General features: G+C 67.9%; 22 protein-coding genes. 17 read left to right on the top strand and 5 right to left on the bottom strand.

The annotated features are described in order from the left end of the window. Positions 1-5 precede the first annotated feature (5 nt). From ACZ6SA_RS46435 to ACZ6SA_RS46385, 11 genes are all read left to right on the top strand, one after another. Complete coding sequence (locus ACZ6SA_RS46435; RefSeq protein ID WP_465835666.1) at positions 6-734, top strand: hypothetical protein; 729 nt, start codon at positions 6-8, stop codon at positions 732-734. Continuing rightward, positions 731-2,026, top strand: coding sequence for a CpaF family protein (locus ACZ6SA_RS46430; protein WP_465835664.1), 1,296 nt, complete (start codon positions 731-733; stop codon positions 2,024-2,026). The genes ACZ6SA_RS46435 and ACZ6SA_RS46430 overlap by 4 nt, the downstream gene beginning before the upstream one ends. Beyond that, positions 2,023-2,859, top strand: coding sequence for a type II secretion system F family protein (locus ACZ6SA_RS46425; RefSeq protein ID WP_465835662.1), 837 nt, complete (start codon positions 2,023-2,025; stop codon positions 2,857-2,859). The genes ACZ6SA_RS46430 and ACZ6SA_RS46425 overlap by 4 nt, the downstream gene beginning before the upstream one ends. Further along, entirely contained in the window at positions 2,856-3,722 is an 867-nt protein-coding gene (locus ACZ6SA_RS46420) for a type II secretion system F family protein (protein ID WP_465835661.1), read from the top strand. Before ACZ6SA_RS46425 ends, ACZ6SA_RS46420 begins: the two co-directional genes overlap by 4 nt. A 25-nt stretch (positions 3,723-3,747) precedes the next feature. Beyond that, the gene (locus ACZ6SA_RS46415; RefSeq protein WP_138198581.1) at positions 3,748-3,951 is read left to right on the top strand and encodes a hypothetical protein; all 204 of its coding nucleotides are present in this window, start codon (positions 3,748-3,750) and stop codon (positions 3,949-3,951) included. Next, a complete protein-coding gene (locus ACZ6SA_RS46410) occupies positions 3,948-4,322 on the top strand; it encodes a TadE family protein (RefSeq protein ID WP_465835658.1) in 375 nt (124 codons plus the stop codon). Before ACZ6SA_RS46415 ends, ACZ6SA_RS46410 begins: the two co-directional genes overlap by 4 nt. Further along, entirely contained in the window at positions 4,319-4,744 is a 426-nt protein-coding gene (locus ACZ6SA_RS46405) for a TadE family protein (RefSeq protein WP_465835656.1), read from the top strand. The genes ACZ6SA_RS46410 and ACZ6SA_RS46405 overlap by 4 nt, the downstream gene beginning before the upstream one ends. Beyond that, the gene (locus ACZ6SA_RS46400; protein ID WP_465835654.1) at positions 4,741-5,151 is read left to right on the top strand and encodes a pilus assembly protein TadG-related protein; all 411 of its coding nucleotides are present in this window, start codon (positions 4,741-4,743) and stop codon (positions 5,149-5,151) included. Before ACZ6SA_RS46405 ends, ACZ6SA_RS46400 begins: the two co-directional genes overlap by 4 nt. Further along, on the top strand, positions 5,148-5,924 hold the full coding sequence (locus ACZ6SA_RS46395) for a LysM peptidoglycan-binding domain-containing protein (RefSeq protein ID WP_465835652.1): 777 nt from the start codon (positions 5,148-5,150) through the stop codon (positions 5,922-5,924). The genes ACZ6SA_RS46400 and ACZ6SA_RS46395 overlap by 4 nt, the downstream gene beginning before the upstream one ends. Continuing rightward, positions 5,828-7,912 (top strand): BTAD domain-containing putative transcriptional regulator, encoded by a 2,085-nt coding sequence (locus ACZ6SA_RS46390; protein ID WP_465835650.1) that lies wholly within the window; start codon positions 5,828-5,830, stop codon positions 7,910-7,912. Before ACZ6SA_RS46395 ends, ACZ6SA_RS46390 begins: the two co-directional genes overlap by 97 nt. 555 nt (positions 7,913-8,467) lie before the next feature. Further along, positions 8,468-8,938: an RDD family protein gene (locus ACZ6SA_RS46385; RefSeq protein WP_465835648.1), complete on the top strand. Its 471-nt coding sequence runs from the start codon at positions 8,468-8,470 to the stop codon at positions 8,936-8,938. 476 nt (positions 8,939-9,414) lie between these two features. Here ACZ6SA_RS46385 and ACZ6SA_RS46380 read toward each other — a convergent pair whose 3' ends face one another. Then, on the bottom strand, positions 9,415-10,251 hold the full coding sequence (locus tag ACZ6SA_RS46380) for a transposase family protein (RefSeq protein WP_465835751.1): 837 nt from the start codon (positions 10,249-10,251) through the stop codon (positions 9,415-9,417). A 141-nt stretch (positions 10,252-10,392) separates the two neighbouring features. Between ACZ6SA_RS46380 and ACZ6SA_RS46375 the strand changes: the two genes are divergently transcribed. Together ACZ6SA_RS46375 and ACZ6SA_RS46370 are read left to right on the top strand one after the other, a co-directional pair. After that, complete coding sequence (locus ACZ6SA_RS46375; protein WP_465835749.1) at positions 10,393-10,641, top strand: NucA/NucB deoxyribonuclease domain-containing protein; 249 nt, start codon at positions 10,393-10,395, stop codon at positions 10,639-10,641. Positions 10,642-10,747: 106 nt separating this feature from the next. After that, complete coding sequence (locus tag ACZ6SA_RS46370; protein WP_465835646.1) at positions 10,748-11,191, top strand: hypothetical protein; 444 nt, start codon at positions 10,748-10,750, stop codon at positions 11,189-11,191. Between the two features lie 26 nt (positions 11,192-11,217). Here ACZ6SA_RS46370 and ACZ6SA_RS46365 read toward each other — a convergent pair whose 3' ends face one another. Further along, positions 11,218-11,526, bottom strand: a complete 309-nt coding sequence (locus ACZ6SA_RS46365) for a DUF2637 domain-containing protein (RefSeq protein WP_465835644.1) — start codon at positions 11,524-11,526, stop codon at positions 11,218-11,220. 203 nt (positions 11,527-11,729) lie between these two features. Further along, positions 11,730-13,019, bottom strand: coding sequence for a recombinase family protein (locus tag ACZ6SA_RS46360; protein ID WP_465835642.1), 1,290 nt, complete (start codon positions 13,017-13,019; stop codon positions 11,730-11,732). 132 nt (positions 13,020-13,151) lie between these two features. Here ACZ6SA_RS46360 and ACZ6SA_RS46355 point away from each other — a divergent pair, with 132 nt between their 5' ends. Together ACZ6SA_RS46355 and ACZ6SA_RS46350 are read left to right on the top strand one after the other, a co-directional pair. Next, positions 13,152-13,889: a DUF433 domain-containing protein gene (locus ACZ6SA_RS46355; RefSeq protein ID WP_465835640.1), complete on the top strand. Its 738-nt coding sequence runs from the start codon at positions 13,152-13,154 to the stop codon at positions 13,887-13,889. Positions 13,890-14,416: 527 nt separating this feature from the next. After that, entirely contained in the window at positions 14,417-17,713 is a 3,297-nt protein-coding gene (locus tag ACZ6SA_RS46350) for an AAA domain-containing protein (RefSeq protein WP_465835638.1), read from the top strand. 445 nt (positions 17,714-18,158) lie between these two features. Here the strand turns inward: ACZ6SA_RS46350 and ACZ6SA_RS46345 are convergent, their stop codons facing one another. After that, the gene (locus ACZ6SA_RS46345) at positions 18,159-18,725 is read right to left on the bottom strand and encodes a CGNR zinc finger domain-containing protein (RefSeq protein ID WP_465835636.1); all 567 of its coding nucleotides are present in this window, start codon (positions 18,723-18,725) and stop codon (positions 18,159-18,161) included. 98 nt (positions 18,726-18,823) lie between these two features. Between ACZ6SA_RS46345 and ACZ6SA_RS46340 the strand changes: the two genes are divergently transcribed. Both ACZ6SA_RS46340 and ACZ6SA_RS46335 read left to right on the top strand, forming a co-directional pair. Then, positions 18,824-20,044, top strand: a complete 1,221-nt coding sequence (locus ACZ6SA_RS46340; protein WP_465835634.1) for an MFS transporter — start codon at positions 18,824-18,826, stop codon at positions 20,042-20,044. Positions 20,045-20,186: 142 nt separating this feature from the next. Then, positions 20,187-20,795, top strand: coding sequence for a hypothetical protein (locus ACZ6SA_RS46335; protein ID WP_465835632.1), 609 nt, complete (start codon positions 20,187-20,189; stop codon positions 20,793-20,795). Positions 20,796-20,816: 21 nt separating this feature from the next. Here the strand turns inward: ACZ6SA_RS46335 and ACZ6SA_RS46330 are convergent, their stop codons facing one another. After that, positions 20,817-21,764, bottom strand: coding sequence for an aminoglycoside phosphotransferase family protein (locus ACZ6SA_RS46330; RefSeq protein ID WP_465835630.1), 948 nt, complete (start codon positions 21,762-21,764; stop codon positions 20,817-20,819). Positions 21,765-22,000: the final 236 nt, after the last annotated feature.

Raw genomic sequence — 22,000 nt, 5'->3', positions numbered from 1 at the left:
CGTCCATGCTGATCGTCCTGTGTTCCGGCGGGCACAGCCCCGGCGTGACGACGGCCGGGCTGGCGTTGACCCTCGCCTGGCCGCGTACCGTGCTGTTCGCCGAGTGCGACCCGGCCGGTGGGAGCGTCCTGTCGGGCTTCCTGGCCGGCCAGCTGCAGGATCGCGGGCTGGGCGAGTGGGCGGTGCAGCTGCGGCGCGGCGCCGATACGACGGCCACGCTCGCCGAACAGGTGCTGCAGCTCAACGGTCCAGACAACCGCCGGATCCTGCCGGGTCTGGCGAGCCCTTCCCAGGTGTCGGCGGTTCAGCCGCTGTGGCGGGACATCGCCGAGACCTTCGCCACCATGTCGGGGAATGTGATCGTCGACCTCGGGCGCATCGGCGGTGCGGAGACACCTGTTCCTCTGCTTGCAGCCGCGGATCATGTCCTCGTCGTCGCCCGGCCGACGCTGCGGGACCTGTCCGCGCTCGCTCCCCGCCTCGCCACGATCACGGCGGCACGAGGCCATCGGCCGAGCCCGCGCGTGCTGCTGACCGGTGACGGTCCCTACGGGCGCAGGGAAGTGTCCAAGACACTGGACATCGACGTGGTGGGCCACCTTCCGCGTGATCCGAAGGCGGCGGCGATCCTGACGCACGGCACGGGCAGCGAGCGTCACCTGTCGCGATCCCTGCTCCTACGGGCCGCGCGATCGCTCGGGACCAAGCTGGGCGAACAGGTGCCGGCATCGTGAGCTTCGACGTGCAGCGAGCCGTGCGGGAGCTCGTGCCGCAGGTGACCGAGGCGCTCGACAACGCGGCGGTCACCGGGGACGAGGCGGTCCGGGAGTACGCGCGGGCGGTCATCATCGACCTGGTCCGCGAGTACACCGATGGCCGGACCCTCGCCGGCAGGAGCGCGCCCACCCTGTCGGAGGAGCGGCTGCTGGCCGAGGCCGTGCACAACGAGATCTTCGCGTTGGGACGGCTGCAACCGTTCGTCGACGACCCTGACGTGGAGAACATCGACGTCAACGGCTGCGACCAGGTGTGGATAACCTACTCCGACGGCCGCAAGGTGCCCGGCCCGGCCATCGCCCACAGCGACGAAGAACTCGTGGGCAATGTCCGCCGCTGGGCCGCCTACCAGGGCCAGACCGCTCGGGACTTCTCCATCGCACGTCCGCGCCTGCACCTGTCGGTCGGGCGAACCCGGATTGCCGCGATCATGGGCGTCACGCCCCGCCCGTGCCTGTCGATCCGCAGGCACGGCATGCTCCACGCCGACCTGGACGACCTCATGGCGTCCGACACCCTGGACAAGGGCTGCCGGGCCTTCCTGGCCGCCGCCGTACGCGCCCACAAGGACATCGTGATCACCGGCGGGATGGGCGACGGCAAGACCACCTTCGCCCGCGCCCTGGCAGCCGAGATCGACCCGGACGAGCGGATCGCGACCGTCGAGAAGGAGTACGAGCTCTTCCTCCACGCCCAGCCCGACCGGCACCGCGACGTGCTCGCGCTGGAGGCCCGCGAGGGCAACACCGAGGGCTTCGGCGCGATCACCCTGCACCAGCTGATCGAGGACGCCCTGCGCTTCAACGCCCGCCGCATCATCGTCGGCGAGGTCCGCGGGGACGAGCTGGTCCCGATGCTGGAGGCGATGAACACCGGCGGCGCCGGCTCCATCTGCACCATGCACGCCGACTCCGCCGACCAGGTGTTCTCGCGGATGCTGATCCTCGCTGGCTCAGGCGGCCTGTCGATCGCGCCGGAGACCCTGTTCCGCACCATCGGCATGGCCGTGGACTTCGTGGTCCATCTGCGGCACGAACTCCGCCATGGCCCCGGCGGCCTGGTCAACCGCCGCTACGTCGCCGAGATCCACGAGGTCCTGCCACCGGCCGACGGGCTGGAGCCGGCGGTCAACCGCGTCTACGTCCCGGGCCGGGACGGACGGGCGGTGCCGAACACCATCCCACAGTGCATGGACGAGCTGGTCGCGGCCGGTTTCGACGCCAACCTGTTCGCGGGAGGGTGGGCGTGACGGGCTGGCTGGCCGCGCTCGCCGGAGCGGCGCTGGTCGCCGGGCCGCTGCTGGCCGCCGCCGGGTCGCTCCGGGTTCCGGTACGTCCGCCGCGCCCGCCGCGGCGCCGGATACCCCGGTCCGCGGTCATGCCGTTGGCGTACGGGCTGGGCGCGTTCTGCGTGACGTGGTGGCTGACCGGCTGGCCGGTCGCCGCCGCCGGGGCCGCGGCCGGCGCGGTGGCCCTGCCGCGCATGCTGACCAGCCGCGACACCATCCAGCGGATCGAGCGGCTCGAAGCGCTGGAGGCCTGGATCCGCCACCTGGCCGACGTACTCGGCGGCAGCGCGGGCATCGAAGAAGCGCTGCGTTCCAGCGCCGACCACCCACCCGCGCCGATCGCCGCCGAGGTGCGAGCTTTGGCCCGGCGGCTCACTTATCGCACCCCCACCGAGCAGGCGCTGCGGGCGTTCGCCGACGATCTGGCCGACCCGACCGGCGACATGATCGCCGCCGCGCTGATCCTGGCCTGCCGGGCTCGCGGTCAAGGGCTGCGCGAGGTGTTGCAGCGCCTGGCCCGTACAGTCGCCAAGGACGTCGCCGCCCGCCGGGAGATCAACGCCGAACGCGCCACCCACCGCGTCACCGCCCGCTGGGTCGTCGGCGCGCTCCTCGGTTACACGACCTTCGCCCTGCTCAACACCACCTACGTGGCGCCGTTCAGCACGGTCGGCGGGCAGCTGGTGCTCGCGATCGTGATCGGTCTGTACGCGGGCGCGTTCGCCTGGCTGCACCGCCTGGCCAGAGCGCCGAAGGGGCACCGTTTCCTCAACGCCGCAGGGGAGCGTACATGATCGAGATCGTGCTGGCCTGCGGCGCGGTCGGGGGCCTCGGAGCCGCTCTCGCGCTGTCCACCGCCTTCCCGGCCCCTCCGGCGCTCGCCCCCGCGATGGAACGCCTGCGGCCGGGCGCACGGGCCGAACCCGCCCAGGACTGGAAATCCCGCCTGGTCACGAGACTGTCCGGGACGATGATCGGCGCGCGGGTGCCGCACGCGGATCTGGCCCTGCTCGGCAAGACGCCCCACGACTACCTCGCCCAGAAGGCGTTGATGATCGCCTTGGGGGCGGCCGGTCCGTTCGTGTTCTGGGCGTGGTGCGCGCTGCTCGATGTCGTCCTGCCCTGGCCCGTCTCCTGGGCAGCGTGCCTGGCGTTCGGCGTCGCCGTGTTCTTCGCCCCTGACGCCGCCATCCGTGGCCAGGCCGCCGAGGCGCGCACGGCGTTCCGGCAGGCCATCGTCGCCTACCTCGACCTGGTCGCGCTCGCCCGCGCCGCCGGGGCGGGGCCGGCCGAGGCGCTGGAGTCCGCGGCGAAGGTCGGCCACGGGTGGACCTTCCAGCGGCTGGCCCAGGCCCTGGACCCCGGGCGGAGAGGCACCGGCAGCGCGTGGGACGAACTCACCCGGCTGTCTGAGGAGGTCGACGTCCCGGAGTTGGCGGACATGGCCGCCATCGCCCAGCTCGCCGGCACCCGAGGAGCAAGCATCCTCGACACCCTGACGGCCAAGGCCCAGTCCCTGCGCGAGGCGGACCTGTCGGCCGAGGTATCCAAGGCCCGGTCCCGTACCGAGACCATGACCGTCCCGATGGCCCTGTCGGTCCTCGGGTTCCTGCTGCTGCTCGGCTATCCCGCCTTCGCGCGGATGACCGGCGGCTGACCGCTCACCCGGAGGTATCCGACCGATGATCCGTAACCGCGCGCTCGCGATCGCCGTACGGCTGGAGCTGCTGATCAACCGCTGTGCCGTACGACGCGGCCTGGACCCCGAACGCGGCGCGTCGACCGTCGAATGGGTGATCATCGCGGCCGTGGTCTTCCTGCTGGCCATCACCGTCGGCACGAAGATCACCTCCGTCGTCAACGAACAGCTCGCCAAGATCAAATGAGCGAACGCGAGCGCGGATCGGCAACGCTGGAGGCCGCCCTGGTCTATCCGGCGGTGCTCCTGCTCGTCATGCTCACCATGAACACCGCGCTGTGGTTCCACGCCAGAACCCTCGCCATGGCCGCCGCCCAGGAAGGACTACGCGCCGGCCGCGCCCACGGCTCCACCCTGGCGGCAGGGCAGGTGAGCGCCGAACGCTTCATCCGCCAGGCCGGCGGCTCCTTCCTCACCCACCCCGACGTCGCCATCACCCGCGACACGGACACCCTCGAAGTGTCGGTCAGCGGCCAGGCCATCAGCCTGGTCCCCCTGCTCACGCTCCCCGTGACCCAGGTCGCCCGCGCCCCCATCGAGAAATGGACCACCGGATGACCCACGAGCGCGGGTCCATCGCCCTGGAGATGGCCATCATCGCACCGGCACTGATCGCGCTGCTGGTGATGGTCATCGGGCTGGGCCGCGTCTCCTTCGCCCACAGCGCCATCGAAGCCGCCGCCCGGGACGCCGCCCGTCAGGCCTCCATCGCCCGCGACCCGGCGACCGCGCGATCAGCCGCCTTGAGCAGCGCACGGGCGGCGCTCGCCCGCGAAGGGCTGGCCTGCACGCCGTCGGTGACCGTGAACACCACCGGCCTGTCCGCCCCGCTCGGCAGGCCCGCGACCGTGGTCGCCCAGGTCTCCTGCGAGGTGCAGCTGGCCGACCTCGCCGTACCGGGAATCCCCGGCACCAAGAGCCTCACCAGCCGCTTCACCAGCCCGATCGACCCCTACCGGGCCCGCGGAGACCAGCCGTGAACGGCGAGCGAGGATCGGTCACGGTGTTCACCGCGGTGATCGCGTTCGCACTGCTGCTGTGCGCGGGCCTCATGGTGGACGGCGGCGCCAAGATCCGCGCCTACCGGGAGGCGTACGCCGCAGCCGAGGAAGCCGCCCGCGCTGGAGCCGGACAGCTGAACACCGCACGCGCCTACGCCAGCGGCCGGTTCGAAACCGACCCCACCCGAGCTTCCGCCGCGGCCCGCGCCTACCTGTCCGCCGCCGGCCACACCGGCACCGTCACAACGACCGGCAACCAGGTCCGCGTCACCGTCACCGTGTCCCGGCCCACCTTCCTGCTCTCCCTGATCGGCATCGACACCGTTGCCGCCACAGCCTCCGCCGCCGCGCGGATGTTCCACGGCATCGAACGAGGACAACCATGACGATGTACGGGCTGCGTCATCCACTACTCGCCAGAACCGCCGCCAGCACGGCACTCATCGCCCTGCTGGCCGGGATCCCCGCCATCCTGCTGATCTTCTTCTGGCCTGTCGACCTGCCCACGCTCGATGACCTGGCCACGCCGGGCGAGCCCGTCGTCATCAAGACCTTGCTGCTGGCCACCGTGTGGACCTGCTGGGCGCTGTTCGCCCTCGCGGTGTCGGTGGAGCTGGTGGGAACGGTCCGTGCCCGGCGCAGCCACGTACGCCTGCCCTTCCAACGACTGGCCGCGTACCTGATCACCACCATCACCGTGGCCGCGACCGCCCCCATCGCCGCACCCCGCGCCCTGATCCCAGCCGCAGCGGTCGCCGCCACCTCCACCGAACTGCCCGAACGCGCTGCGACCGCCGAACCGGCCAGAAGCGGAACCGAGAAGCCCTACGTGACCTACGTCGTCCAGCAGCGGGACACCCTGTGGACCATCGCCGAAAAGCAGCTCGGCGACCCGATGCGCTACCGCGACATCGTCGCCCTGAACCAGGGCCGCACCATGAACGACGGCCGCCCCTTCACCCGCGGCGAGTGGCTCGAACCGGGCAGCACCCTGCGCCTACCCGCCGACGCCAAAAGACCCGAGCGCGTACGGACGCATACCGTCGCTTCCGGCGAGACGCTGTGGGCATCTCCAAACAGCACCTCGGAAAAGGCAGCCACTACAAGAAGATCTTCAAGCTCAACAAGGGCCGCCCACAGCCTGGCGGGACGCGGCTGACCGATCCCGACGTGCTGGAACCAGGATGGCGTCTCGTCCTGCCCAAACAGGGGCGCGACACCAGCAGAGCGAAGCCGGTCCTGCGCCGTACCCTCTCCCGGCCCACCACCAAGCCGCACCACCAAGACCCCACGAACGAGCCGCCACACTTCTGGGCCTCCTCGTCGCGTCTCATCGCCGAGCCAGCGCCCCACCAGCCCTCCCGCAGCGAGACCGCGCCTACCACCGAGGCCTTCTCCTCGCCACGCCCTCTGGCGGCACCCGCGAAGCCCAACGCGGAAGCGACCTCTTCCGAGGTGGTCGTCCTGCCCCAGGGCGGGCTGATGGCGCTCTCCTTCGCCGCCGGCATCGCCGTCGCACTCGCCGCCACCCGGCTCCACCGCAGACGCCGCCTGACCACTCCGGCCATCGACGAGCCCATCAGCGTCCCCGCCCCCGAGCCCCAGCCTTCAGCCGTACGGGCACTGGAACAGGCGTACCGAAGCACCCGACCAGAGGCGGCATCACCAGCCGATGCTGACCTGGTCAGCTCAGCCTTCGAGATAGACCCACCCGTCATGCTCAAAGCCGGAACCCGCGACGACAAGCCCATGCGCCTGCCCCTGTCAGGGCTGAACCTGGCCCTCACCGGCCCGGGAGCCGACGACTGCGTCCGAGCCATCGTCCTCGACCTGCTCACCCAGGCCGACGCCTACCGCGCCAGCGTCCTCGTCCCCACCCAGGACGCCGAACGCTGGTTCGGCGACACCATCACCACCCTGACCGCCCACCTACCCGAACTCCGGCTGACCGCCACCCTCGACGAGGCCCTCACCCACCTCGAAGAGCAGCTTGTCGGCCGCCGCGGCCTTCTCCAGGACTATGAGGCCGACGACATCCATCAGCTCCGCCAAACCGAACCCGGCGAGCCCTTGCCCGCGCTGCTGCTGGCCGCGTCCTGCCCCGACGGCCACCCGTACCTCGACAACCTCCTGACCATGGCATCCAGCCTCGGAGTCGGCTCCGTACTGACCGGCCACGCCCCATCAGGAACCACCTGCGAGCTCAACCAGAACCACCGCATCACCGCAGCGACCGGCCCCATGGCCGCAGAACTCCGCGACGCGACGCTCTTCCACCTACCGCCAGGGGCGGCGACCTCGCTGCTCCACACGCTCGCCACCGGCAACGGCATGCCCGTCGACCACCCCGAACACCCAGCCGACCTCCCCGTCCCCGAGCCGTCCACAACACCGCAGCCAGTACGGGTCACGCTCCTTGGCGAACCCGCCATCGACGTACACGGCACCCCCGTGGACCTGTCCCGGCGAACCAAGGCACTCGAACTTCTCGTCCTCCTCGCCCTCCACCCCAAGGGACTGAGCCGCGAACAGATCTGCGACCACCTCTGGCCCGACCTCGAGGAAACCCTGGCCGGCTACCGCTTCCACGCCGCCCTCAAGGACCTGCGCACCGCCCTGCGCGACGCATGCCCTCCGGACGACAAGAAGGCCCACTTCATCGAACGCAGCGGCAAGACCTACCGCATCGAACCCCAGCACACCCACATCGACCTGTGGACCTTCCACCAGGCCCTCGCCGACGCCCGCACCGCCACTGACGAGCACGCGAAACGCGCCGCCCTCGAAACCGCCGCAGCCCTATGCCACGGACAACTCGGCCAGGGCCTACGTTACGACTGGCTCGACCAGGACCACCGCTGGCCACTCACCATCGCCAGCGTCAAAGCCCTCCTCCAACTCGGCACCCTCCACGAACGCGCAGGCCACAACGAACGAGCCCTGGAAATCTACGACCAAGCCTGCGCCCTCGACCCCGACATGGAAAGCGCCACCCGCTCCATCATCCGCCTCCTCATCGATCTCGGCCGCGCCGACGAAGCCCGCCAACGCGCCCGCCACCTCGACGCCCGCCTCAACACCCTCGGCGTCGCCCTCTCCCCCGAAACCCAGGCCGTCCTACAACGGCTACACACACGACGCGCATAAGGACCCGCCAGCAGCCATCAACGCCGTGGACTGCGTGGCAGCGGTGGCACTCAGTAGTTAGCGATACGTCCTCACTCCCGCGCATTCACCCATGCGAAAGGCCACCGACGCGAGCCCTCCAGAGGTTGTCACTTCAGGTTGCAGCGTCCCGGTACCAGCACCGGCCCACACCCGACTCAACACGATCGTGATCTTGACAGAACGCCGATCACGGAAAGTGGGCCAGACCCACTTTGGCACGGCCACGGACAGACTCGGCCCTGACGACGCCAGGATGCTCAAGGCCATCACCGATCGCCTCCTGTCCGATGACGGGAGCGACTGAGGGATCTCATCTCCATGCGATCAGGCGAAAGTCCACGTTGCTGTTACCCCGATGCCCTCGCCGAGAGAACGGGGAATCGAGTGTGTTCCACGTCTTCCGGTCGCGCGGCATCTGGCCGACACTCAAACTGGTGACCGGCATGCCGCCAGCGTTTCGCCGCGGCTTTGACACCCGATAAGGTTCGCTGTGGAGGCCCCACCCCTCACCGCCCTCAGACACAGGGAGATGTCGTGAACACCCCCAGCACGCCATTCCAGGACCAGCCGAGCGAACTGCCTCCGGCTCTCGCATCGCAAGGACTGCGTCTCCTTGCCTACTGGATCGACTTCGTCTTTTTCGCTGCCTTAGTGGTGGCTTTGACACTCCTTCTCGATGACGTCGTCGGCGTGGATCGAGAAACTTTGCTGTTCATCTTCGTAGTGGTTTTTATCCTGACCTACTCTCCGCTTATGACGGCTGCGTGGGGCGGCACAGTCGGCAAGTTCATCTGTCGCATCAGGGTGGTTCGCATCGGCATCCCGGACAAATATCATGATGGCAATCTTGGCTACCGGCGGGCATTGGCCCGCCATACGACGCACGCGGCGATGGCACTAACCCCCATCCTCGGGGTGTTGGACGCTATGTGGTGTTTGTGGGACAAGCCGAATTGCCAATGCCTCCACGACAAAGTCGTCAAGAGCGCGGTCATCATGCGATGAATGGTCACCCGATCAACGGGGCGGCGGCCGGCCCCCGCCGACCTCCTCCCTTCTAGCGATCGTCGCAACACCCCGACTTGTGAGTTCGCGATGGGCGACTTCGAGATCCGCAAGAACCGAGCACCGCAGGGGCGGAGGAGGCTGACCCGTGAGCGGGAGGAATACTGGCTCTTCGCAGTTCGCCGGGCCCAGGTTGGTTAGTTGATCACTGTGGGCGATCTCGCGCGGTGACAGTCAGTCACCCGAGGAAGTGGGCAGAGCCGGATAGGCGGAGAAGCACCCGTGGTGGTGGATCATGTTCTCGCCAAAGAAATAAAGATCACAGCCACACGGGTGCATGGAGCAGCATACGGGATCGGCCCTGCTCGGGCTGATAGAGGAACCTCGCGAACTCGACCAGGATGTGCCTGAAGAAATTCGTGATCGCTTCGTGGAGGGCAGCCGCTACGAGAACGTCGGTGCCTACCGACGTGATCTCAGCGAATTGCCGGCAGGTAGTCGTGCTCGAAATGAGTGAGGACAAGTGCCGCGCGGGCGATGTCGCCGATTCGGCTGGGGCTGACGGTGATGTGCTGGAGGACCCGCCAGCGGCCTTTGAGCAGGGCGAATCCGCGTTCGCCGAGGCAGCGTAGAGCGCGTAGGAGCCGGTTGTAGGCGCGGTTGTCCGGGCTGAGGATCTGGTTCCCCTCGGGTTGTCTGATCGGCGTGTGGATGCCGATTCCGGCGCCGTCGTAGCCGTTGTCGGCGAGGGTGGGCAAACCGGCTGCGGCTGCGGCGTACAGCGCGCCCAGCACGTGGGTGCGAGCGGCCGACAGGTCGTGGACGGAGCCGGGTACGACCTCGCCGATCCACAACGGTAGCCCGTTAGGTGCGGAGAGGGCTTGGAGGTTGCCGGCGTGGTGGTGGGCCTTGCCGGAGTACCAGGCGTCGATGGGTTCGCCCTTGACGCTGGTGGTCTGCTCGGCGCAGCGGTCGATGGGGATCAGGGTGCCGTCGAGGATCACGTAGGCCAGTTCTCCGGCGTGGGGGCGGTCGAGGGCCTCGTGTAGATCTGGTGCTTGAGCTGCGAGAACTCCGATGCCTTCGTGGATATAGCGGTGGGCGGTGGCTCGGGAGACGTGGTGATCGCGGCCGAGTTTGGGGATGTCGCGCTCGCCGCGAAACCAGCACAGCACCATGACTGCCTGCCGGAACGGGGTCAGGGCACGGCTGTCTTTGGGCGTGCCGGGCAGTCGGCGTTCATCCCGCAGAAGTCGGGCGACGTGGTGAACGAGTGCGCGAGAGACGTCGAGCGTGGCACGATGAGCAATCACGTGGAGCCTTTCGGCGGCGAGTTTCTTGTGGTGATAACTCATCTACCGGAGGCTCCACGCCCGTCTCCGGCCTTCGATGACTCCCCAATAGGCCCGATACGTCACCGCCTACGTCCTAGAAATCCCCAATCGTCTTAAAACATTTCGCTGAGACACCTCAGTATCAAAATACACGGCAACAAGGCAGTAAACTGCGACGAGTTCCCCTTCGCAAGTACCTACCAGGGATCGTTGCACGCAAACCCGGCATATAACTTCTCGGTACGGTTGATCAATGCTAGACAGAAACAAAAGATCGGCAGCTCACTGGGAGCCTGGTACGAAAACAATCGTATTTTCGATGGGGACGAGTTCATCCGCAACATGCACACACCCGTGCGCTGGACATAGTCCGGCGTGATAGGGAGCGCTCCGGCAGGAATCTTCGCCGGGGCGTTCCCTTTCGCGCATCGTTCCAACAGCTAGGAGTATACCTATGGCAAAAAAAGTCGCTGTCATGGAGGACACCGTCGACGTCGAATACGGACAGTTCATCTTGGTGGACGAGGACGGCTCGGCGGGCGCTGAAGATGATCCCTCACCGTGGGAGCTCGGCTTCGACGAGGAGGAATGGCTGCAAGTCACAACAAACGGGGCCCTGGTGAGCACCGGATACTCAGATCACCGAGTGCGCGTGTTCTTCGAGTTGTGGGATGGCCAGCCCGAGACGCCAACGACCGGGCAGACGCGAGAAGCAGAGTTCTCGACTACTTCGGGGCGGATACGCCTGACCGAACTTGTCTCGCGAAGCGCACACGCGAGCTTTAATTTAGGACGGCGCAGCGCCTCCTGGAAATTGCGTGCGATCTTGCACGAACTCCGGGATCCAGACGAGGCCGAGACTGACGGGGTTCGGGCAGAATTGGAGCAATATTGCTTCCAATTTTGGCAGGCCTCCTAGTAGGAGGCTAGGACCTAACCCCGGATTCACTCTACCCCTTCGCGCAGGTGGCGCTCGTGAAACTCGCGGACACGCTCATGCGACAGTACGGCGTCACCGTGGAGGTCGTCGGCATCCCAGTCGAGACCTTCCGAGAAGAGGAGGCCGCCTAAAGACGCGATCGTGCCGGCGACCGTGAGCGGGATCAGCACGGCGGCCAGGTAATCTTTGCCGTGGCGGAGCCATAGTTCGTTCATGTGGCGGAAAGACACGACCATCGCGGTGGTTGCGAGGAGGAGGACTCCTGCGATCGTCGTTCTCCGAATGCCGCGTACAGCCTGAGCGTTCGGCCCCATCGCTCATCGATCGATCTGCTCACCGGTCGCCTGTGTGAGTTGTGCGAGACGCTCAGCATGTTCCTCCGGATCCCTGAGCGACGCGATCTCGACTGGCCGCGTGAACCGGCACCAACACCGTCAGGCCACATGGATGTGGTGCACGGAGACGGGAACCGCGGCGGGCCATGTGCGGCCGGTGGTGCTCAGTCTCGGACACAGGATTACCCCATGAAGAGCTCGTCCCGAAGGGCGAGCTCTTCTGCGTGGAGCCCAGTCACGACACGGGTCGCCGCGTGGCAGATGATGACCAGGCCATTGGCTCGTAACGCAGAGACGATCTCTGCCGGCTCCTTCTGTGCTTTGCCGCCGACGTGCGCTGACAACTCTGCCAGCAGTCGGTCCTCACGTATATACAGGAACTTCGGGCTGGACGCCTCGCGAGGTCTGGCGCTGGTGTAGCCGTGGCGGCATCGATAGCCTGGACGTCCGTTCGCCCAGTGCGAATCCAGACGGCGCCCGCAGAAGCCGCACTTCAGCAGGCCCGCGAGCAGATAGACGCGCGGACTGCCGTCCTGGGTGGGTCGAGCGGCCCGGATCGCCTGCGCGGCGACGAAGTCGTCGTCGCTGACCAGTGCTGGATGGCTCAGCTCCGTCGAGATCGCCCACTCCTGAGGAGCGTTCCAGCCGCGCGCCGTTGCATCGGTGGCGCCGCTGTTCTGGCGGTTCCAGACCTGGCGACCGGTATAGCGCGGATTGCTGAGGATCGCAGCGACGGTCCGTAGCGTCCAAGCATGTCCAGACCTGTGCGGGTTGCGCTCGCGATCCACGTCCGAGGGGCACGGTACGCCGCGTTCGTTCAGCATCCGGGCGATCCCCGCCACGCTGACGCCCGCCAGCCGCTGCGCGAACATCCACCGTACGTGCGGTGCCGTGGCCGGGTCGGCGTCAAGCTGGTGCAGACGGCGCCCCCAACGGGCGTGCGTCCGGTTCGGATGCGGCCCCGCGTCGACCAAGCGGTAGCCGTACGGCGGCCGCCCACCGAGAAACCGTCCCTGATCGGCAGCCTGGTTCCGCATCGCGGCCAGCACGCGGTAGCGGGCACGCAGCACCTCCCGCTGTGATTGCCCGCCCAGCAACAGCATCAACGCCTGATGCATCGGGCTTGCTGGATCCACCGGACCACTTGCCTCCGGCATCCACAGCTGGACGCCATAGGACTGAAGGAGCGGCAGAAGCTGCGTGAGCTGATCCCCGCAGAACGCTCTTTCGTACTCGCCGACCACGATCGCGTCCCAGCCACGGTCCGGATCGGTCAGAGCCATCAGCAGTTCGGCGGACTGCGGCCGCTCGCTCCACGGTAACCGCCGCGAATATCCGACATCCACGAACTCAGCCACGATCACGCCCCGGCCCGTGACCAGGATCTGCGCCACCTCACGCTGCCACCCACACGAGGAGACAGGATCCTGGAAATCCTCGGTGGAGGTCCGCGCGTAGAGGGCGAACCGCAACGGCCCGTCCTTCGAATGACGACGAGAAGATCGCGGACTGATGACCTTGTGCTGGACCCAGCTGTCAAACAAAGAGGACATACCTAGTTGACGCAGGAGTGCGCCGCCTGTGACGCCACACCATGAGGCATCATGGAGAGGCTCAACAACGTGATCCAGGAGGTGAGCATGGCCATCGATCGGTTCACCACGCCGCTGTACGGCATCGCCGAAGCTGCCGGCTACCTCGCGATCCCCGCCTCCACCTTCACCAACTGGGCGTTCGGCTACCAACGCCGTCAGCACGACGGCCGCGCGATCCGCGCTAAGCCGGTCATCACCGCCACCCGGGCAGAGCGGCCGAACGAAGCGTCCGTGCCGTTCATCGGCTTGGCCGAGGGCTATGCCCTGGCCGCGTTCCGGCAGGCCGGCGTACCACTGCAGCGCATCCGGCCGGCGATCGACGCATTGCAGCGAGAACTCGGCCTGGAACACGCCCTGGCCAGCCGCCGGCTCTTCACCGACGGCGCCGAAGTCCTCTACGACTACGCCGAGCACGTCGGCGACGACTCGGCCCGCGAACTGGTCGTCGTCCGCAACAACCAACGAGTCCTCACCGAGATCGTGCAGAACTACCTGCGCCGCGTGCACTTCGCACACGACGGATACGCCGAAGTGATCACCCTTCCGCAATACCGCGTCGCCGAGGTCACGATAGACGCCCGCCACGCCTTCGGCCGGCCCCGATTCGCCCGCGGGGGCGCCAAGATCGAAGACGCGATCGACCTGTTCCAGGCCGGAGAGCCCGTCGATGTCGTAGCCGAGGAGTACGGGCTCACCCGCGACGAGATCGAGGATGTCCTGCGTGTCGCCACCCGAACAGCCGCGTAGGTTCTTCATCGATCGCAGCCCCGGCCGGTTCGCAGTACCAAACCGCTACGCGAAGCCGGGTAGGGCCTGATCACCCTGGCCGAACACTACGGCGTCCCCCAAGACGAGACCGCCGAAGACACCCTGGCTAGAAGACAGCGCCAAGCTCGCTGGGCCATTCTCATGAAGGACAACGCATCCACTACCGGCAAGCCGCGATCGGCGCCGTCATCGGACAGCAGCCCCGCTGCTTCGTCATCACCCGGGGCGATCTCACCTCCGCTGGTTACGCCGAACGCTTCGTCGCCAGCCAACAGGCGATCTTCGCCGTCTCCGGCACCCCTGGCTCTTTCATGTCGCCGTTCACACTAACCGGTTGGGGCGCCTATATCCCTCGCATAACTGGCTCCTGTCGTTCCTCGCAACTAGAGCAACACGGCGTACGTGGGTCGCCGGATCGGACCATGGGCCGCGAACATCCGGAAATAGTACGTGAAGTTGTTTATCGTGAGGGCGTCACGGAGGGTCAGCGGCGGGCGGAGTGGGGCGTGGGCTGGCGCGAGGAGATCGTCACTGCACTGGACGAGTGGATCGCCGTGGAGGGAGGGGCAGGCGGCAAGCCGCGCTGGCGGCGGCTCGGCCGTGCGATCCGTACTGGCGACGGGTTGTATGTCGTGGACGTCCGGGGCGCGGAGTTGAGCCCTGATCGACTTGACGGGCTGAGGCTGGCAGGCGGGCAGCAAGGCAGCATCGATGAGGGCTTCGCGGTGATGGACGTCTCACAGAGCGAATCCACGCTAACCGTGCGGGTGGCCGAGTTCGCCGACCCTGCCGACCCCCATCTGTGGACCCTGCAACAACCCCCCACATTCCTGGTGGAGGCGCTCAAGGACGGCCTCGCCTCGCTCGGCAGCGCGCCGCTCGGCGATCTGCTGGCCCACAAGAAGCCCGGTGGACAGTTGTCTCGAGCCCGACCGCCGGAAGGGCTGTTCCCGCAGCAGAAGGCGGCCTACCAAGCGTGCCTCGGCACCGGAGTCTGGCTGGTCTGGGGCCCACCGGGCACAGGCAAGACCCTGGTGCTGGCGAGGGCGATCGGTGACCTGATCGCTGCGGGCAAGCGCATCCTGCTCGTCTCGGCCACCAACATCGCGGTGGACAACGCACTGCTGGGCGTCCTCAAGGACCACCGTCATCCGCCAGGAGCGATCGTCCGGGTGGGTCCGCCACAGTTGCGCGAGGTCACCGAGAACGCCGACGTCTCTCTGCCTCTGCTGGTACGCGCCCGGCTCACGGCCACCGACGCCCAGCGGCGCGACCTGTCGGAGCGGTTAGTGACCGTGAGGGCGCGGTTGCGGCGGCTCGGTGAGCTGAACGAGGCACTGGCTGGGTTCGACGTCGCCGGGTACCGCCGGGACGAGATCTTCCTACGCGCTCCACAGCACCAGCCGCAGAGGTGTGATGCGGCCGTTACCCTCCATCGGACGCGGATCGACTCACTCGCCACCACCCTCGCTGCAGCCGAGCGAGAGCTGAAGGAGGCGGGCACGGCTCGCACCGCCATGGAGCATGACCGCCATCTGTGGGCCCAAGTGGACGAACTGGGCGCCGAAGCCACCCGCGTCGACCAGGCCGCGACTGAGGCCGAAGCAGATGCCTTGAAGGCGCAGCAAGAAACAGCCTCTGCACAACGTCAACTGGACGAACTCGAGGGGCGAGGCACATTCGCCAGGCTGCGAGCCAAGCGCTCGCTCGAAGCCGCACGGCAGGCCCGCGACACCGCCGTGAAACAGGAACTCGGCCTGACCGAGCGCGCCGCGGCCGCCCGGAAGGTTGCCGACCGGCGCCGCACCGACTTGGCCCGGCAGGCCAGGGAACTGGTGGATGGCGCCTCGCACAGCCGTGCCGACATCCAGGCGGTGGCGAGCCGCCTGGACGCGGCGTCCCGAGAAATGCGTCGTCTGGCGGATGAGCACCGAGGGGAGACCGAGGCCCTGCGCCGTGCCGAAGAGCTTGCAGAACGGGTGCGGCAGGCGCAGGATCGGGTCGCCGAGGCGAAGCGCCACAAACGTCCCCAGTTGCAGGCCGAAGCCGTACAGCTACGCCCGCACGCCAGCAGGGACGCCGCCGACGCCAAGACGCTGGAGAAGCGCTACCGGGAGGTTCAGGAGGAGTACGAGCGGCTCGAACGGGACGCGCAGGGCGAGATCATCGACGGAGCCCGGCTGGTCGCGACAACGCTCGCTCGCTTCCGTACCAACAAACGGGTTTTCGCGGGCTCCTACGACGTGATCCTGATCGACGAGGTCGGTGCCGCCACATTGCCCGAGGTGCTACTCGCCGTCGCCCGCGCGCAGACGGCGGCCGTGCTGTTCGGCGACTTCATGCAACTGGGGCCGGTCATCCCACCGCCGCTGCATCAGAGCAGGCGCGCCGACGTGCGGCGATGGCTGCTCCCGGACGTCTTCAAGCACTGCGGCATCGACGACCCGGCCACCGCCCACGGCCATCCGAGCTGCATCAGCCTGGTGACTCAGAACCGCTTCGGCCCTGTCGTGATGAACCTGGCCAACGCTTTGGCCTACGACGGCTCCCTGCTCGCCGGCCCTCTGGTTCGCCCCCGCGACTTCGAGGACTCGGAGATCGTGTTCATCGACACCGACGGCCTGCACGAGCTCGCCGAGCCGCATCTCACCGGCCGGTTCAGGGGTTGGTGGCCGGCCGGAGTCCTGTTGTCACGCGCGCTGGCCGAGTTGCACGCCGCGAACGGCGAGGACACCGGAATCGTCACCCCGTACCGGGATCAAGCGGAGGCCACACTGGAGGCGCTGCGCGACATCGAGGGCGAGGGGTCACCGCTGGCCGATGTGGGTACCGCGCACCGATTCCAGGGGCGGGAGTTCCCGGTCGTGGTCTTCGACACCGTGGAAGGGCAGTTCGGTAAACCGCTCTGGATGGGCCAGGCCAGCCGAGATCCGAACGCCACGCACTGGCAGCGCATGGGACTGCGGTTGTGCAACGTCGCGGTCACCCGCGTACGCACCCGCCTGTACATCATCGCCAGCGGCGACCGAATCTCCACAGTGAGTCGCGGCACCGCGCTCTCATACGTCCACTCCCTCCTCCAGAACCGGCAGGTACGCCGGGTAGCAGCCACCGCGCTGATCACGCCGCCCACCACCGTAGTGAGCGAGCGTTACCTCGGCGTCTTCGGTAGCCAACTTAAGGAGGTACTCGCCCGTCATGTCGAGGTGAGCGACGTCCTCGACGAGCGGGACTTCTACACCGCGTTCGACGCCGCCATCCGCAACGCCAAGCACTCCCTCTGGCTCTGGACACCCTGGGTGGCCCCGCGTGTGCTCAAACTGCTCCCCAGCCTCACAGAGGCGGCCGCACGCGGCGTCCAGATTGTTGTCTTCGTCCGCGATCCCTCCGACCGGACCCAAAGCGAACACCTCGACCTCATAGAGCGGCTACGCCTAGTGGCGAACACCGTCGTGTCCGTGAACTACATGCACCAAAAGATTGCGATCATCGACGAGCGGACCGTCATGCTCGGGAGCCAGAACATCCTGTCGCAGAGTAGAACCCGCGAGGTCATGCTGACCATGCACGGCGCCCACTTCGCCAGGAAGCTCCTCGAACACGAGCACGCCGCCGACTTCGCCTCCCCACCACCATGCGGCAGATGTGGCGGCAGTGCGATCGACCTCCGGCGCGGAACGAACGGCGACTGGTACTGGCGCTGCTACGACAAAACCTGTCAGGGAAGCTCCGGCCACAAGGCCTGGCGCGAACCTGTCACCTTTGGCGCCCACAGGCGGCCCTCCCGTAAGCCCCGACCGTAGCAAGCTGATAACGGACGACATTCCTGCTTCTCTCAGCCATCGACCCCCTGCACCAGGCAAGGTTCAGTGCCGCGCTTTCGGCGACGCTGCGGAGCGCGGACATCGAAGCCGAGCTCCGACCCGCGACCGCGAAGTGGTGAGACCTCCACAGTGCCCGGCTGACCCCTCAGCCGGGCACGAGGTTTAGTACGTCAAGCCACGGGAATATGGTGTTTGGGGATGGGGATAAAATCGTCCAAGCTCAGCTCGGGCGATCATTGCGTTTCGGACCGGTTCGTGGGCAGGCCCGATACGCGGTTCGACACTACGCTCACCGGATATGCGCCCCGGCTGCGGCATCGTAGTCGTGGCCGGCATCTCCGGTCCGAGCACCGCCATTGGCCTAGTGAGCCGGTAGGAGATTCGGGCGCCCGCACTCCACCGCTCCGCCCGGTGAGTGCGTACCTTAGCCCGAGACTCGACCGGGTCGGCGGGCGGCTGAGCGGGCGCGATAGGCCGCTGCCTTCGTACGGCTCTGGCAGGGCCGGGAGCAGAACTGGCGGACCGCGTTGCGGGAGGTGTCCACGTACACGCGATCGCACCGCGCCGCCTGGCAGATGCCGAGGCGGCCGCCGAGGTCGCTGCCGATGGCCAGAGTCAGGGCGGACGCGATGCCCGCGCTCCACCCCACTGCGAGGGTGTCGTCGGCGCCGTGGAAGTGGACCTGCCAGGGCTCGCCCGGCGCCCGGTCCAGTTGCGGGCGTGCGCCTGTGCTGATGACGAGCGCGTTGACGATCGCGGCCGCCTCGTCGTCCCGGTCGGTGTGCATGGTCTCGAACACCCGCCGGACCTTCAGCGCTGTCCCAGCCAGGTAAAGGGCCTCTTCCATCGAGGCCGTCACGTCCCCGGGCAGGGCCGCGTCGATCGCGGATGGCAGCGCCTCACCTTTCGGGGCCACGTACGGCCTACCGCCGTCCTCGCCATCGGTCAAGGTGTTCACGAGCGATACCGCAGTGTCGAGCAGGATCGCCACGTGACTATCGAACATCACTTGACCGGTCACCTCCAGCGCTCTAGAGTGCGTGACCGACGTTACCAGTTTCGTTAGTCACGCGAGAGGTTGGCATGCCGATGACAGGCCGTGCGGGGCGTCTGCCGCGCGCCGTGTGGTGGCTCGTCCTCGCGCGGACCATCAACCGGCTGGGAGCCTTCTCCCTCGGATTCCTCACCGTCCTCATCACCACCGAGTTCGGCGCGAACGCCGTCACGGCCGGGCTGATCGTCGCCGCCTTCGGCGTAGCCACCATCCCGTCCCGCCTGCTGGGCGGCGTGCTGGCCGACCGGTTCGGACGCCGCCGCACCATCGTGACCGGGCTGGCCGGATGCGCGCTGGCCCAGGCGGGCATCGCGATCTCAGGATCCGTGGCCATGATCGCCGTATTCGCCGTCCTGCTGGGCCTGGTCTTCGAGATCTACGAGCCGCCGTCCCAAGCCATGATCGCGGACGCCGTCCCGCCGGCTCAGCAGGCGCAGGCCTTCAGCCTGCTCAACGCGGCCATGGCGGTCGGCGGCATGGGCGCCGGCCTGATCGCAGCCGGGGTGGGACGGTGGGACCTGCGCTGGCTGTTCGTCGTGGACGCCGCCACCTGCGTGGCCTGCGCGGTCGTCGTACGCTTCGTCCTGCCCGCCGACCGCCCCGCACCGGAACCGACCGGCGACGCCCCCGCCTCCCGGGCAGGCGGATCGCCCTGGCGCGACCGTTCGCTCCTCGTGCTCCTGGTGTTCGGCACCCTCTTCGCGCTCATGTACATGCAGGTGGTGATGGCCCTGCCACTCGCGCTGGAACAACGCGGCCTCCTAGCCGCCGACGCCGGACTGCTGTCCACCGCCTCGGCCATCGTCATGGTGCTCTGCCAGCCGTTGCTCAGGTGGACGGCGCCGCTGTCCCACCACGCGGCCATGTGCGCGGGCTACCTGCTGCTCGCCGCAGGCCTGGCCGGCCTCACCATCGCGAGCGGGCTGCCGGGGCACCTGGCCGCCGTGGTGGTGTGGAGCGCGGGAGACGTGCTGATGTTCGGACGCAGCTACGCGATGGTCTCAAGCATCGCACCCGAACACGCCCGGGCCCGCTATCTCTCGGTCTTCGGCACCTCATGGGGCGTCGCCACCATCCTCGCGCCCCTGTGCAGCACCCAACTCCTCGAACACGCGGGACCGGCAGGGCTGTGGGGCGGACTGTCCGCCACATGCGTGCTGCTCGCCCTCGCACAGCCCATGGTGGTCGGACCGCTGTTGAGGCGCCGGCCCATCCACCGAGCCGACCGACACCAGGAGCAGGCGGCCGGGCAATGACAGGCACGGGGGGCCACGCCCCATAGCGTCCCGTTCCGGGTCCGAATCAGGTCGGGTAGCCTGCCCGCGCAATGAACGCTGATAACGTCCTGTCCGCCTGCGGCCCTGGCCGTGGGCGAACAGGACGATCTCAAGGGAGCACATGCGGCCGGGAATTTCGGGCGGCGGGCGATTCGGCGAGAACTACCGGCTCTTCGTAGGGGAGGGTCTGGCCGAGTACTGCTGTCTCACCTGGGTCGGACTCGCCGATCCGGACGAGGTCGCGCGGCGGTTCGGCCGGGCCTTGGACGACGTCCGTGAGTGCACCATTGCCGAGGCGAGAGGCGAGCTGCCGTCATACCCTGGCCACAATGCGCCGCACATGATCGTCTGTGGACGCGCGGGTGACCGCGTCGTCGTGATGGAGCCTCTGGGCTGGCATGGCAAGGTGCAGATCGAGCAGATCTCAGCCGACGGGGTCGAGGTCCTCAACCTGTTCGCCAACCTGAACACGCGGCTCAGCCTCCGGCGGGCGGTCGACGGTCGGGTCCTGACCGTGGTCGACAGCGGCGGCCTTCGATTCGCCGGAGGTGAGGATCCCCACGGTCTCGACGACCATCTCGGGGACCTGCCACTGTTCCCGCCGCATCCTTATGACGAACGGCAGGGGGCCTTCCTGGAACTCGCGTTCACGTTGGCAGGGCACAGGCTGGACGTCAACTGGTTCGAAACCACGGTTCACCGGCGCTACTTCGTCCGGAATAGGCCCTGACGTCGCTCGGTCATCGCCGCGCTAGCCCGTGCCCCTCGAGGCGGCGGATCGGCTGCCGGCCGCGTACTCGGAGAAGATCTCACCGAGTACGCGTCGCGCGCCCGCGGCCTCCTCCTCGTCGTCGCCCACCGTGTAGGAGTAGGTGGCGAGCGTCTTCCACAGGGCCCAGCCACGCCCGCGCGCCCATGCCGCCTCATCGACTGACAGCCGCTCCCGGAACGCCTGCCGACCCTCGGCGGTCAGCAAGGTCCATGCGATTGCCAGGTCACAGGCCGGATCGCCGACGCCGCAGGTGCCGAAGTCGATGACCGCCGCCAACTGCCCGTCGTCGAGCAGGAGATTCCCCTCGGCGACGTCACCGTGGAACCAGCTCTCCACACCGTCCCAGCGCGCGTCGAGGGCGCTCTTCCAGATCTCGCGCGCCAGGCCGACATCGACGTGGCCGTGCAGTTCCGTGAGCGCGTTCTGGACCACCCCGTCGTACGTCCGCAGCGTGCCGCCGCGAAACCAGTTGTGCTTCCCCGGGCGGGGACCGTCAGCGGGGTCGATGCTCCGCAAGGCCGCCAGGAACCCGGCCAGGTCAACCGCGAATCGGACGGGATCGGCGATCCGGTCCGCGCCGGCCGGCTCGCCGCCGAGCCATCGGTAGATCGACCACGGGTACGGGTAGCCCGCGCCGGGCTCGCCCTTCGCCAGCGGCACGGGAATCGGTAGCGGGAGCCGGGAAGCGAACGTCGGGAGCCACCGGTGTTCCTTGTCGACTGCCAAGGCGTACTCGGACGCGCAGGGCAGGCGCACCGACATTCCGGTGCCGAGGTGGAACGTTCGGTTGTCCCAGCCGCCGTTGGCGACGGGCCGAACCGGGAGATCAGACCATTGAGGGAACTGCAGTTCGACGAGACGGCGCACCTGCTCCGCGGTGATGGTGATGCGCTGCGGCACGGGACCGAGATCCGGTGTGTTACTCAACGAGACATCCTGTCAGGCACGGTATCGAGCTGTGGAACGGGTCTGAAGCACGTCGTTTGAGTGAACCACTGAGGTTCACGCGGTCCAAGACGTTATTCGGGTCCGCCTGGCCGGCCCGCCCCATATGAGTCGGCGTCCTGGCCATGCGGCGTTCGTGTCCAGGACTTTGTGACAGGGCGCTCACGTGAGGTGTGTCACCGATGGCGGGTGTCACACAGCGGTGGGCGCCGGCGCCT

It is taken from the genome of Nonomuraea sp. NPDC049378, assembly GCF_055586745.1.
The sequence above is the reverse complement of the archived record's forward strand: the minus strand, read 5'-3'. Positions and strand labels throughout refer to the sequence as shown.

Bases quoted from the DNA above. Each gene is read 5' to 3' on its own strand.
- ACZ6SA_RS46410 (WP_465835658.1), top strand. From the start codon at position 3,948: ATGAGCGAACGCGAGCGCGGATCGGCAACGCTGGAGGCCGCCCTGGTC.
- ACZ6SA_RS46435 (WP_465835666.1), top strand. From the start codon at position 6: ATGCTGATCGTCCTGTGTTCCGGCGGGCACAGCCCCGGCGTGACGACG.
- ACZ6SA_RS46340 (WP_465835634.1), top strand. From the start codon at position 18,824: ATGACAGGCCGTGCGGGGCGTCTGCCGCGCGCCGTGTGGTGGCTCGTC.
- ACZ6SA_RS46420 (WP_465835661.1), top strand. From the start codon at position 2,856: ATGATCGAGATCGTGCTGGCCTGCGGCGCGGTCGGGGGCCTCGGAGCC.
- ACZ6SA_RS46415 (WP_138198581.1), top strand. From the start codon at position 3,748: ATGATCCGTAACCGCGCGCTCGCGATCGCCGTACGGCTGGAGCTGCTG.
- ACZ6SA_RS46335 (WP_465835632.1), top strand. From the start codon at position 20,187: ATGCGGCCGGGAATTTCGGGCGGCGGGCGATTCGGCGAGAACTACCGG.
- ACZ6SA_RS46365 (WP_465835644.1), bottom strand. From the start codon at position 11,526: ATGGGGCCGAACGCTCAGGCTGTACGCGGCATTCGGAGAACGACGATC.
- ACZ6SA_RS46395 (WP_465835652.1), top strand. From the start codon at position 5,148: ATGACGATGTACGGGCTGCGTCATCCACTACTCGCCAGAACCGCCGCC.
- ACZ6SA_RS46355 (WP_465835640.1), top strand. From the start codon at position 13,152: ATGGAGAGGCTCAACAACGTGATCCAGGAGGTGAGCATGGCCATCGAT.
- ACZ6SA_RS46370 (WP_465835646.1), top strand. From the start codon at position 10,748: ATGGAGGACACCGTCGACGTCGAATACGGACAGTTCATCTTGGTGGAC.
- ACZ6SA_RS46405 (WP_465835656.1), top strand. From the start codon at position 4,319: ATGACCCACGAGCGCGGGTCCATCGCCCTGGAGATGGCCATCATCGCA.